Source organism: Gordonia amarae NBRC 15530 (assembly GCF_000241345.1).
GTDB lineage: Bacteria > Actinomycetota > Actinomycetes > Mycobacteriales > Mycobacteriaceae > Gordonia > Gordonia amarae.
In genome coordinates, this window is record NZ_BAED01000024.1 from 30569 (window position 1) to 43704 (window position 13136).

Annotated in this window: 9 protein-coding genes; 6 read left to right on the top strand and 3 right to left on the bottom strand. The window is 67.4% G+C overall.

Going from position 1 to position 13136, the window contains the following annotated elements; translation table 11 throughout:
• Positions 1–7: 7 nt before the first annotated feature.
• On the bottom strand, positions 8–244 hold the full coding sequence (locus GOAMR_RS07275; protein ID WP_005184838.1) for a helix-turn-helix transcriptional regulator: 237 nt from the start codon (positions 242–244) through the stop codon (positions 8–10).
• A gap of 323 nt (positions 245–567) precedes the next feature.
• Between GOAMR_RS07275 and GOAMR_RS07280 the strand changes: the two genes are divergently transcribed.
• Together GOAMR_RS07280 and GOAMR_RS07285 are read left to right on the top strand one after the other, a co-directional pair.
• Positions 568–1857, top strand: a complete 1290-nt coding sequence (locus GOAMR_RS07280) for a polysaccharide deacetylase family protein (protein WP_005184840.1) — start codon at positions 568–570, stop codon at positions 1855–1857.
• 551 nt (positions 1858–2408) lie between these two features.
• Positions 2409–3635 carry a L,D-transpeptidase gene (locus GOAMR_RS07285; RefSeq protein ID WP_083836881.1) on the top strand — a complete coding sequence of 409 codons (1227 nt, stop codon included), beginning with the start codon at positions 2409–2411 and terminating at the stop codon, positions 3633–3635.
• An 83-nt stretch (positions 3636–3718) separates the two neighbouring features.
• Here the strand turns inward: GOAMR_RS07285 and GOAMR_RS07290 are convergent, their stop codons facing one another.
• Both GOAMR_RS07290 and GOAMR_RS07295 read right to left on the bottom strand, forming a co-directional pair.
• Complete coding sequence (locus GOAMR_RS07290; RefSeq protein ID WP_005184848.1) at positions 3719–5746, bottom strand: neutral/alkaline ceramidase; 2028 nt, start codon at positions 5744–5746, stop codon at positions 3719–3721.
• Positions 5747–5805: 59 nt separating this feature from the next.
• The gene (locus tag GOAMR_RS07295; protein ID WP_040514647.1) at positions 5806–7269 is read right to left on the bottom strand and encodes a flavin monoamine oxidase family protein; all 1464 of its coding nucleotides are present in this window, start codon (positions 7267–7269) and stop codon (positions 5806–5808) included.
• A 170-nt stretch (positions 7270–7439) separates the two neighbouring features.
• Here GOAMR_RS07295 and GOAMR_RS07300 point away from each other — a divergent pair, with 170 nt between their 5' ends.
• The 4 genes from GOAMR_RS07300 (at position 7440) to GOAMR_RS07315 (ending at position 13135) form a co-directional block, all read left to right on the top strand.
• Complete coding sequence (locus GOAMR_RS07300) at positions 7440–7832, top strand: YchJ family protein (protein ID WP_040514648.1); 393 nt, start codon at positions 7440–7442, stop codon at positions 7830–7832.
• A gap of 119 nt (positions 7833–7951) precedes the next feature.
• Complete coding sequence (locus GOAMR_RS07305) at positions 7952–10204, top strand: glycerol-3-phosphate 1-O-acyltransferase (protein WP_005184858.1); 2253 nt, start codon at positions 7952–7954, stop codon at positions 10202–10204.
• Complete coding sequence (locus tag GOAMR_RS07310; RefSeq protein WP_005184865.1) at positions 10201–11688, top strand: HAD-IB family hydrolase; 1488 nt, start codon at positions 10201–10203, stop codon at positions 11686–11688. Before GOAMR_RS07305 ends, GOAMR_RS07310 begins: the two co-directional genes overlap by 4 nt.
• Positions 11681–13135 (top strand): wax ester/triacylglycerol synthase domain-containing protein, encoded by a 1455-nt coding sequence (locus tag GOAMR_RS07315; RefSeq protein WP_005184867.1) that lies wholly within the window; start codon positions 11681–11683, stop codon positions 13133–13135. The genes GOAMR_RS07310 and GOAMR_RS07315 overlap by 8 nt, the downstream gene beginning before the upstream one ends.
• The last annotated feature ends 1 nt before the right edge of the window (position 13136 follow it).

Here is a 13136-nt window from a genome sequence, read left to right on the forward strand (position 1 = left end):
GCGAGGATCACTTGGCACCGCCGAACGGGACGGCCTGGACCGAGCCAGCCTTCTTGACAGCGCGGACCCACGCCTCGATGTCCTCGGGCGTGTACCGCACGTCGCTGGCCGACAGGCGCGTGGGGCGGGGTCCGAGACCGGCAAGACGCCAGTTCCGGACGGTTTTGGGGGAGGAGCCGATCGCTTTGGCGAACTCGGCGGTTTTCAGAAGGTACCGGTCCTTCGGGAGCGTCACTGAAGACACAAAGACTCCTGGCAGCAGGGCACAGTTGTGCCGTACTTCCAGGAGTCACACCCCGCGCTTTCGGTGCGTCATGTGCACCGCGTGTTCATCCAGGCGGGGACTTCCGCAGCTAGGCTGCCCCACCGTCGACCAGTTACCAGCTCCGCGTTGCACCGTCACCGGTACGCAGCTACGGGATGGACGCCCTGGAGCTATTCAGTGAGGCCGCGAGAACCTCTCACCAGCGGGTCTTTAGTCCGCCTAAAACAAACCCTACCTGTCCCGGCCGATCCCTGGCAACTAGAACCCCAGTTCGTGTCCGAGTCCGGAGCTACTCTCTAATCATGGCTAAAACGGTGCAGCACAAGCCCGGAGACGACTCGATCGCCGAGGTCGAGCCCAAGAAGCACGGCGACGTGTGGATGATTCGCTGGCGGTGGTGGCCTTACGACGGCAGCAAGTCGGTGCCTCACCGCCACCAGGGCAAGACCAAAGGCGAGGCCCGCGCAAAGGCCCTCGCCAAGGCGGCAGAGCTGCGAGCAGGCCTGGCCGCAACGGGGCCATGGACCAAGGCGAGCAAGCTGAGCGCCTACATCGACGGCGTCTCGCGCCCGGCGATCGAGAAATCGACCCGACTGGCCGAGTCCTCGAAGCCGGTGTACTACCGCGCCCTAGCGAACATCAGCGCCCAGGCCGGCGCAATCACGATCAACGAAGCCAGCAACCCCGACACCGCCGTCCGGATCATCGAGGGCATCGCGGCCAAGCACGGCGCCGAATCCGGGCGCACCGCCCGAAACGTGTTGAGCCGCTGGGTCTACGGGCGGATGGTCAGGAGCCGGATCATCGCGCAATCGCCCCTGTTCGGGGCCGACATCGAGTACGGCGAGGTTAAGACCACCGCCAAGCCCGCCAACGACGTCGCGCTCAGCGAGGCCGACTACGACCGCCTGCTGACCCACCTCCTCGGGATCGACCCGTCGACCGAACCCCGCAAGCCACGCAGCCGCGACACATCGACCGACAAGCGGCAAGCCGTCATCGACCTGACACTGCTGCAGATGACAACAGGGATTAGGCTGGGCAGCGCCCGACAGATCGAGCCCCACGAGGTCATCGACAACCGGGGCGGCGGTCTGAACGTCTTCGTCCCTCGGCACAAGCTCAAAGGCGGGGAGGCCCGCAACAGGCGGCCGAAGACGTTCACCATCCTCGATGACCGCACCGCCAGCAGAATCCGCCAGCGGCGCGACGTTACGCCGGAAGGCGCCTACCTGTTCGGTTCGCCCGCCGATCCCACTGGGCTGTGGGATCGCCGCAACTGCACGCGGGCGATCGAGCGCTTCTACACCGAGATGGCCGAAACGTTGGGGATAACCGAGCTGGAGCACGATGTGCGCAGCCACGGGTGGCGGACGACGCTCAACAGCATCTACTACTGGCTGCCGCCGCACGTGCGCGCCGACTGGTTCGGACACAGCGAATCAGTCAACGAGGCCCACTACATCGCCGAACAGATGGACCTGTCGCCGATGGTGACCGCGGCGCGAGAGCGCCGCGCACGCCGCGACGAGACCGACGGTGCACACACCGCTGCTGGCGACGTCGAGAGCGAGGAAAGCAATGGAGAGTAGATACTCTCTTATCTACTCTCTAATGCCGGGACAAAGCGGGTATCCAGCGGGACGCCGCGGGACAGGCTGTGTAGCTAAAAGGACGGTTTTACCAGCGTAATGGTGGTCCAACCAGGGACCCATCAAGCAGGTGGATCAAACTCAGCGGGTTCGGGGTTCGAGTCCCTGATGGCGCACAACGAAGCAGCCCCTCACCTGGAACGACTGGTGAGGGGCTGCTTCGTTCGAGGGGCGTCTGCGTTCACGGTATGGTCGACCGCGACCGCTCGTCCCCGAGGCCGACGACGCGGACAGCGCCGGCGGTCGCACCCGAACTCGCCCCACAGGCGGCCGCCGAGGTCATCGGGCGCGTGTTGTGGGCCGCACTCTGTAACGCCGGTCGCCGGCGGACGAATCACATCGATGAAAGGCCATGGGCGAAAGTCTCGTACAATGAGCGAGTCATCGTCCGCATTCGCGTCGACGGTGCATTTTTCGGTGAAACCACAGGTCGAAGCGGCAGGCGGGTCGGCGACGGCTGTGGTGGCGGAGTGCAAAGGTTGGAGTGGTACATGAGCTTCGGTCGTTCCGGGAAGCGGATTGGCGGCGCAGGGCGACGGTCCGGCGTGGTGTTGGTCACTGTGGGTGCCGCACTCGCGATGGCCGTGACGGGGTGTTCGGATGACCCGAAATACCCCGGCACGGTGTCGAGTTCGAGCCTCTTCGATGACATGCTCAAACCCGGTATCGAGGTGATGGAAGGCGCTCACGCCAAGGCTCTGACCGATCAGTCGGTGGGTGTCTCGCCCGGAACCCCGATCAGCGTCAAGGCCACCGAAGGCGCCGTCACCAAGGTGCGTATCGACAAGGCCGACGGATCACCTGTCAAGGGCAAGCTCGTCAACGGTGTGTGGACGATCGCCGAACCACTCGGCTACAGCAAGACCTACACCATCGAAGCCGATGCGGTCGGTGTCGGCGGCATCAGCAGCAAGAGCGTTTCGTTCACCACCAGCGCCCCCAACAATGTGACGCAGGCGTACCTGACGCCGAGCCGTGGCGAAACGGTGGGCGTCGCCCAGCCGGTGGCCATCAAGTTCGACGAGAGCATCCCCAACCGCAAGGCCGCGCAGAACGCCATCCGGATCACCAGCACCCCGAAGGTCGAGGGCGCGTTCTACTGGATCTCCGACTCTGAGGTGCGGTGGCGCCCGGAGAAGTACTGGAAGCCCGGCACCACGGTATCGGTCAAGGTGAACACCTACGGCGTCAACCTGGGCGACGGACTGTTCGGGCAGGAGAACGTCAGCACCAACTTCACCATCGGCCGCGAGATGCTCATCTCCGCCGACGACAACACCAAGATGGTCACGTTCCGTAAGAACGGCGAAGTGATCAAGACGATGCCGACATCGATGGGCAAGGACGGTGACTACACCGATAACGGCATCTACATCGTCGCCGACAAGCACGACAAGATCGTGATGGACTCGTCGACGTATGGTGTCCCGGTCAACTCCGCCGAGGGCTACCGCACCCCCGTCGACTACGCCACGCGCATGTCCTACAGCGGCATCTTCTTCCACTCGGCTCCCTGGTCGGTGTGGGCGCAGGGCAACACCAACACCAGCCACGGCTGCCTCAACCTCAGCCCCGAGAACGCGAAATGGGTGATGGACACCACCTTGCGCGGTGATCCGGTGGAGGTTCGCAACACCAAGGGCGGCACGCTGCCGGGCACCGACGGACTCGGTGACTGGAACATCCCGTGGAGTCATTGGTCCAAGGGCAACGCCTGACCGTACCCGCCTGAACAATGCGGTGGATCGGGGCCGATATCCGGCCCTGATCCACCGCATTGTTCGTCTCAGGATTGTTCTTCTCAGCGAACGGTGAACGTGCCGGTAGTACCAGTGAACGCGGTCAGCTTTCCCGACGCGGCGCGCGAGTCGCCGTGGTAGCGGATCCGGTAGCGGCCCGCGGCACCCTTCGGGATCGTCCAGTCGATGGTGACCACCGACGTGTCGGGACTGCCTGCGGGACGGGACCAGCGCAGCGTCGTCGACCAGTCGTTGTCGTCGGCGATCGTCGTCCAGCTGTCACCGTCGGCCTTCTGCACGTCCAGGTAGGTACCGCCGGTGTGGAGATCGTTGTTCGGGTGGGCGCCCACAAAACGTGCCGTGGCCGTCTGACCCGGACGGTAGGCGGCCTTGGGTGCGGTCAGTACCTGCCCGAACCGGCGGCCGGCGACGGGCCGGTCGGCGGGCACCGGCGGCAGCAGGTCCGGCTGGAAGCCCGACTTGTCCAGAGGCGCGGGACCGCGACCGAGGTCGCGCCCCGACCGCATTGCCGAGCCGAGCTCATGGAACTCCTGCAGGTAGGCGGGCAGCGTGTAGCGGCCGTACATGGTCTCACCACCCTCGTACTGCTGGGCGTCGTACTCCTCGGGAGTGGTGACGTATTGGGTATAGGCGTTGGAGTAGCCCTGCACCAGCACGTCGTCGACGGATACCCGCAGCGCGTCGGCCACCACCGTGCGCAGCCGCAGCCCGGCCACGATCGTCGACTCGGCGGGCACCGCCACCAGCACGAGCTGACCGATCCGCATGATCTGCAGCGGCACCACGTGCGGAACCCACGGCGACGGCGGCAACAGCCCGAGAGGGAACAGGACCAGCTTGGGGGACTGCATGTCCCTGATCCACGGGGCGATCGACGGTTCGCTCTTGGCCCCGAAACGCCGGACCAGCGGATTCTTCAGGCCCTCCTGCAGGAACGACAGCTGCGAGCGGGTGTTGTCCTCCGTGCTGGTGGCCGCGGCGGCCGCACCCATCATCGCCGGCGTCGTCGACGCCGGGCGGCCGTCGGGGGTGAAGTCGCCGCTGACCCGGACCTTCGACATGTCCACATAGCGGATCACGGCGTCGACACCGCCGCGGCTCATCGGCGTCGCCCGCGAGAACGCGCCGCGCCCGGCGTCGTACTGGCGGCGGCCGATGATCTCGCAGTTGCGGGTGTGGTCGTCGGTGGGACCCGACGGATGCATCTTGATCAGATTCAGGTTGGGCGTCATGTCGCCGGCATTGGTCTGCGGGAATGACGCGACCATTCCTGGGTCGTCCTGTTCCCACAGGTAGCTGGCGTAGCCCTTGTTGTCGGCGGAGATCAGCTTGTTGGCGTCTGTCAGCGACGTGCCGTGCGTGGGGAACCAGGTGATGGCGCCGACGTCCCGGCCACCTTGCCGCAGCCGCAGCACCGTCACCCGGGGATCGATCGCATCCGGGAAGTGGGCCCGGTCGGCCTTCGGGTTCCGCTCGAACGCGGTCCGGGAGCGGTTGCGACTGGCGTTGTGCAGCTCGCCCCGGCCGATGCTGACGGTGCCGGGGGCAAGGTTGTCGTGCGCTCGCACGATCGCCTGAAACAGGCCCTCGACCTCCGCCTCGTACGAGTTCTTCTTGAACCCGAAGGCGGCCAGCGAGTAGGCGAAATCCCAGGCGGTGCCGCCGCACGAGTTGTGATTGTGGGTGGCGTTGAGGTTCACGTTGCGTTCGGTGTACAGCCCGCCGAAACGCTTGCGCAGCCGGGGCATCAACCCCATGTGGTGGGACTGGAAGATGCACGCGATGTCGGCGTTGACGAAGACGACCCGCTCGCCGGTGGCCGCGTCGACGATCACGTAGGCGCGCGCCCAGCACCGCTGCCGCAGCCCCTCGGCCACCTGCTCGGTGTCCGAGTAACCCATCATTCCCTGGCCCGCGATCGCGCCGGTCATGTCGGCGCGGCCACAGCCCACCAGGTACCCGTCGGATGCGGCGGCCGCGGGCGCTGCCTGCCCGAGGGTCGACAGCACGCCGGCGGCGACGGCGCCCGCTGCAGTACCCGCGATGACCGTTCTGCGGCTGACATCCATGGGCTGTGCATCCTTTCATCGGCAGCGGCCTGCCGGGGTGGTCTGGTGGTGCGGTCGGGTCAGAGTGCGGCGATAACTTCTCCGGCCGCGCGCTTTCCGGAACGTACCGCACCGTCCATGTAGCCGGTCCAGTAGTCCGAGGTCTCCGTGCCCGCCCAATGGATCGGGCCCACACCGGCGCGCAGGGCATGACCGTACCGGGTGAGGGTGCGCGGCGAGCTGACCGCGACCGGGCCACCACGCGACCACGGTTCCAGATCCCACTTGAAAACCCCGTAATCGAGTGGGTCACGGGCCTGTGGACCGAAGTAGTCGACGAAGTTCGCGACGCATTCGCGGGCCAGTTGCGAGACCGGGGCGTGGTCGAGGCGCCGCATCGCGTCGGCGGAGATGAAACCCATCAGGATGTGCCTGCCCTCGGTGTGGCTCTCGAAGGTGACGTCGATGGGTCTGCCGTTGCCGTACACCTGCCCCGACATCCCCTGCTCGCGCCAGAACGGCCGCTTGTACAGCGCCGCGAACTTGGCGATGGAGCCCATCCGGTACCCGCGCTGCAATGCCCGGCGGGCGGCGGGAAGCGCAGGGCGGAAGTCGATCTGGCCGCAGATCGCCGGGGACATCGCGACGATCACCTTATGCCCGGTGAACGTGCCGGCCGCCGAGTGCACCACCGCATGACCGGACGTGGTGTCGATGGTGCGGACCGCGGCGTTGTAGACGATCCGGTCGCCGAGTTCGGCCGCCATCCGGATCGGGATGAGCGCGGCACCTCCGGCGAACAGCCGTTCCTGGGCGCCGCCGTCGGTGCTGAGCAGCCGCACCAGGGTGCCGGGGTTCTTCTCGTCACCCGAGGCGGCGATGTAGTTGAGGTAGTACAGCGCCGACACCTCGTCCGGACGGACCGACAGCGCCGCCGACATCGCGACGGCGGTCATGTTGCGCGCCACGTCGGAATGCGAGATCTGATTCACGTACTGCGCCCACGTGATGGAGTCGAGGTAGCGCGCGTTGGGATGCTTCCACGGCTCGCCGACCGGGAAACCGGCGAGCGAGTCGGCGGTGGCGCGGGCCAGCGCCGGGCCTGCCTCGGCGAGGGCCGGATGCAGCGGGAGCGGCAGATCAGCGGACAACCGATGCGCTGTTCCGCTGTGCCAGAACACGCTGTCGCCCTTGTTGTAGGTGGCGATGGTGCGCACGTCGTGTGCGCGGGCGAGCGCGGCAATGTGATTCTGTGTGGGGCCGATGAACTCGGCGCCGGCATCCAGGGTGGCGCCGAGCTTGGGGGAGGTGATGTTGTGCACGCGGCCACCGGGCCTGGATCTGGCCTCCAGCACCACCACCGAGGCACCCGCCGCCCGCAGCGACGCGGCCGCAGCCAGCCCGGACAACCCACCGCCGACGACGATCGCGTCGTAGGTGCGTGCAGTGGGGGAGGCGATCGCCCGGGGTGTCCCCGAGGTGTTCAGCCCTGCCGCGACGCCCGCTGCCGCGAGGGTGCCGCCGAGGAAACCACGCCGCGACATCCCCTGCGATCGTGCCTCACTCACCACACACCCCCGTCGCGTTCGTCATCCGGTGCGCACACGATATCGGTACCGGACCTCCGTGTCCGGCCGAGTCCGCCGAATCGGTATGGAGTGGACACTCCGTGACACAGGCGGAGTGCGGTGGCGCGCTCTACCATTGGCGACCGATGAGCAGAACTGTTTCGGACTCCGACCGCTGCCCCTGCACCTCCGGCGAGTCGTTCGGCGAGTGCTGTGGGCCGCTGCTGGCCGGCACTCGCCGCGCGGCCACCGCGCAGGCACTGATGCGGTCCCGGTTCACCGCATTCGCTGTCGGTGATGCCGCGTACCTCCTGGCCAGCTGGCATCCCGCGACCAGGCCGCGAGAGTTGGACCTCGACGAGTCGCTCGACTGGTACCGCCTCGACATCCACGCCGCCGGCGGGGGAACGCCGTTCGAGAAGACCGGTGAGGTGACGTTCACCGCGCACTACCGTGTCGACGGCGAGCGGGCGAAGCTGCGCGAACATAGCCGCTTCGAACGGGTCGACGGGGAATGGAAGTATCTCGATGCCCTCTGATCGAGATGTCCGGGTGGCGAGAACTGCACGGTCTTGAATGCGGCCTTGCGGTTGTTCCAGGGGCGTGGACCCCGCTGGGTTAGGCTGTGCGATGCATCACAAACTCTGGGAGGTTGGCGTTGGCGTCAATTGTGCTGGCGGACGTACGCACCGCGTGCGAGCGACAGGTGGTGGCCGAATGGGTCGCGGTGAATCATCCCGATGCGCAGTTGCGCACTCTCTCCGAGATCGACCTCGCCGCCACCGACGAAAGCACCGAACTGATTCCGGCCCGCGTCGTGTGGTTGCCGCCCGTGCGCAAGGGCGAGCGGCGGGTGTCGGTGGCCGACGTCCTGGCGCTGTCCAACCCGCGTAAGCCACCGGCGTTCCGCCAGGAGATGATCCGCAAGAAGTCACCCGACCGGGTGCGTGTGGTGCAGGGCGCACCGGCCACCATCGAGGACCTTCACGGCCGCTACCGGGAGGAGACGGCCGAGGGTGAGTCGTTCGACGCCTTCGTCGGGGTGCAGGCGGCGTTGGCGGCCGAACGCGCCGAACGGCAGGTGGTGGGCGACCGCTACAAGGTGCCGAGGCTGGTGGCCGAGCAGATCGGGGCGTCGGCCCGGTTCCAGGCCAACGCCGCCAAACTCGCCGCCGAACTGGGGCGCCCGGCGGCCGCGGTGGTCCGCGAGGCCACCGACAAGATGGGCACCTTCGTGGCCACCCAGAGCCGCCTGATGGACGACCTGCTGTCCTCGATCATCGGCCAATTGCACGAACGTACCTGGACCGTGTCTGCGGATCTGGACACGATGGGTCACCTGCGCACCCTGAACAAGACCCACGGCCTGGTGTTCCTGCCCTCGCACCGCTCTTACGTCGACCCGTTCGTTCTGGCGGAAGTGTTGCGCCGCTACGACTTTCCGCCCAACATGATCCTCGGCGGCGACAACCTGCAACTGTGGCCGCTCTCGGCGATCGCGCGCCGGGCGGGCACCATCTTCATCCGGCGCAAGTTCGGCACCGACCCGGTGTACAAGTTCGCGATGCGCTCGTATCTCTCGTTCATCGTCGAGAAGCGCTTCAACCTGGTCTGGTACATCGAGGGTGGCCGCAGTCGCACCGGGAAGCTCCGCCCGCCCAAGCTCGGTCTGCTGTCCTACGTGGCCGACGCCGTCGCCCACCTCGACGGTGCTGATGTGATGGTGGTGCCCACCTCGATCGTCTATGACCAGTTGCACGAGATCGGGGCGATGGCCGCGGAGGCCGCGGGCGCCAAGAAACGGCCCGAGGACCTCGGCTGGCTGTTGCGCTACGCCAAGCAGCAGCGCGAATACCTCGGCAACGCCCGCGTCCGGTTCGGCGAGCCGTTCTCGTTGCGCCAGGCGCTGACCGACGCCGGGGAGGGCAAGGCGCAACTGGAAAAGGTCGCGTTCCGGGTGATGGACGAGATCAACTCGGCCACACCGATTTCCGCTACCTCGCTGGCAGGCTTCGCGATCCTGGGCGCGGAGGACCGGGCCTATACCGCCGACGAGATCGAGCGAATCCTCGCGCCGCTGCTGTCCTACATCGACCGCCGTGGTCTGCCCGGGCCAGACCCGAGCACCTGCCGCGGCCTCGGATTGCTCAGCACGCTGGGTGAACTCACCGATGCGGGCGTGCTGACCCGCTACGACGGCGGCACCGATCAGGTGTGGTCGATCACGCCGAACAACCATCCGATCGCCGCCTACTACCGCAACGGCGCGATTCATCACTTCGTCGACCGTGCGATCGTCGAACTCGGGCTGCTCGCCGCCGACGACGGGCTGTTCTCGCTGCGCGACGAGGAGTTCATGACCGCCGGTCAGGCCGAGGCGCTCCGGATCCGCGATCTGCTCAAATTCGAGTTCTTCTTCCCGGTCAAGGAGGAGTTCCTGCACCGGCTCGGCGCCGAGCTCGATCTGATCTCCCCCGACTGGCGGACCGAGCCGCCGACCGCGGAGCGGATCCACGAGACCCTGCTCGGGCACGCGGGTGAGCTGTTCGCCCGCCGCACCCTGCAACCGTTCTTCGACGCCCAGCTCGTCGTCGCCAAGCTGCTCGTCACCGCGGGCGACGGTTCGGTCGACAAGGAGACCGTCCTCATCGAGGGTCTTGGTCTGGGGCGTCAGCTGGTGCTGCAAGGTGTTGTGCGGAGCAAGGATTCGGTGTCGCGCGAGCTGTACGACGCGGCCTATCAGCTCGCCGAGAACCGTGGGCTGGTCACTCCGTCGGAGACCGGCGACATCGCCGAACGCCGCAAGGCGTGGCTGGCCGAGGTCGAGGAGATGCGCTCACGCCTGACCCGGATCGCCCAGATCGAGCTCGCGCAGGCGCGGCGGGCCGCGGACGAGGCGGCAGGACGGTGACGACGATCGCGGACCGGATCCGCGAGATTCGCCAGGCGCCCACCGGTAAGCAGGTGTGCGCGTTCTTCGACTACGACGGCACTCTCATCGAGGGTTTCTCCGCGGTGGCCATCGCCCGCGCCCGGGTGCGCAGCCTCGAGTTCGGTCTCGGCGAGGCACTCGACTTCCTGCTCATCGGCCTGCGCGGGGTGGAGTCGGAACAGGACTACGCCGAGGTGCTGCGCGCCACCAAACCGACCTTCGCCGGCAAGTCATACGCCGAGCTGCTCGACTTCGGCACCACGCTGTTCAAGGAGGAGACCGCCGCCAAACTGCGGCCGCAGATGTGGCAGCTGCTCCGGGTGCACCGCGAGATGGGGCACCGCATCGTCATCGCCTCCTCGGCCACCCGATTCCAGATCGAACCGATCGCCCGCGAGATCGACGCCGACCACGCCCTCGCCACCGATGTCGAGGTGATCGACGGGGTGGTGACCGGCGAGATCCTGGGCCGACCACTGTGGGGACCCGGCAAGGCGGCGGCCGTCCGCCGGCTCGCGCACGAGTACGACCTCGACCTGAAGTCGTCGTTCGCCTACAGCGACGGCAACGAGGACGTGCCGTACCTCGAATCGGTCGGCCACCCGGCCGCGATCTCCCCGCAGAAGGGCCTGCGGGCGGTGGCCGTCGAACGCGGCTGGCCGATCCTCGACATCACCAACCCCAGCCACAACAAGTGGGAGATGGCGGTGCGCACCGGCGCCTTCTACGGGTCGTTCCTGGCGGGCTCGGTGGCGGGTGTGCTGGGTGGCCTGGTCCGCGGCGACCGTGAGGCCACCATCCAGGCGGGCGCCTCCGCCGGCACCGACGTCGGTATGGCGCTGGCCGGGGTGAGCGTGAAAGTGCTTGACGGAGAGGACTATCTGACGTCGGCGCGGCCGTGCGTGTTCGTGTTCAACCACCAGTCCAAGCTGGATCTGCCGGTGCTGGTGCACCTGGTCCGCAACCACGCCACCGGGGTGGCGAAGAAGGAGGTCAAGCAGGTTCCCGTGCTCGGGCCCATCCTCGACGCCGCCGGTCTGGTGTTCATCGACCGGGCCGACGCGGGCAAGGCGATCGAGCAACTGGAGCCGGCGGTCCGCAAGCTCCGCGAGGACGGTGCCAGCCTGGTTGTCGCACCGGAGGGAACCCGTTCGGCCACACCACGTTTGGGTAATTTCAAGAAGGGCCCGTTCCACATCGCGATGCAGGCGCAGGTGCCGGTGGTGCCCATCGTGCTGCGCAACAGTGGTGAATTGATGTGGCGCGGAGACCAACTCATCAAACCCGGCACCGTCGAGGTGCGGGTGCTGCCACCCGTGGACACGTCGTCGTGGACGGCCGAGACGGTGGGGGAGCATGCCGACGAGGTGCGGCAGCTGTTCGTGAAGGCCCTCGCCGACTGGCCGGTGGAGGCCTTCGACGACGGCCGACTGACGAGGACTTCAGGGGTGTTCGATGAGTGAGCAGACGTCGACAGGACCGTATTCGCAACTGTCCGACCACGACCGGCCGCTGAACTTCGGCACCGACGGCCAGATGAGCCCGGTGGATGCGGTGCTCTGGCGCGGCGACTCGGACCGCCACCACCGGGGCACGCTCAGCATGCTGGAGATCTACGACTGCGTGCCCGACTGGGATCGGCTGGTCGCCGCCCACGAGTGGGGCAGCCGGATGCTGCCACGGCTGCGGCAACGGGTGGTGGATTCCCCTCTGGGAGCGGGCATCCCGAGCTGGGTGGTCGACCCCGAGTTCGATCTGCACTACCACGTGCGCAGGCTCCGGCTCGCGGGCGACGGCTCGATTCGCGAGCTGCTCACCACCTGCGAACAGCTGGCGATGACCGCTCTCGACCCGGAACGCTCCCCGTGGGAGGTGTACCTGATCGACGGGCTGCCCAACGGCAAGGGCGCCTACTTCCTCAAGGCGCATCAGGCACTCACCGGTGGCATGTCATCGATCGCCATTCTCGCGCAACTGCATTCGCGGCAACGCGACCCGGTGCCGGGCAAACCGCAACCGCCGGCCCCCACACCCGAGGCCACCGGCGCCCTCGACATCCTGCTGCGGCAGCTCTCCCACGAGGTACAGCGCGCACCCCACCGCGTCGACCTGGCGATCAAGGGTGCGATGGCGCTGACCGATCCGCGCAAGGCGCTGAGTCAAGTGCTGCGGTTCGGTCGTTCGGTGCCGAGGGTGGCCGGGCTGATCAGCCCGCCGGGGTCGCCGCTGCTCGCCGAGCGGAGCCTGTCGTGGCGGTTCACCGCCTTCGAGGTGCCGTTCGCAGCCGTGGAGGCGGCGAGTGCCGAGATCCGCGCCACGATCGACGAGGTGTACCTCGGGGGTCTGATCAGCGGTCTGCGGCTCTACCATCAGCGCCTCGACCGCCCGGTGGACGCGATTCCCGTCGCCGTGCCGATCGTCGTGCGCGACCCCGACAACCCGCACCAGACCCGGGTGTCGATCGGGCGCCTCGCCGGACCCACCGGCATCGACGACTCCTTCGAGCGGGTGCTCACCGTCCGCGAGCAGATCCGCGCCGCCCGCAACGAGCCCGCGGTCAACGCGTTCAACGACGTCGGCCCGATGCTGGCGTGGCTGCCCGGCCAGATCGTCGGCCAGTTGAGCGGGGCGACCACCCAGAACGACCTGCAGGCCAGCAACGTCGGCGGCATCGACTGGGAATCGTATGTGGCCGGGGCCAAGGTGGAGCGGATGTTCGCCTTCGGCCCGCTGCCCGGCTGCGCGATCATGGCCACGATGGTCACCTACAACGGCACGTCGTGCATCGGGGTCAACTACGACGCAGCCGCCGTCACCGACCCCGAACTGTTCGCCGAGTCCGTTGTTGACGGCTTCAATGAGGTGCTGGCCTTGTCCGACACCTCCGGCCGGATGACCCGCTTCACCTGAG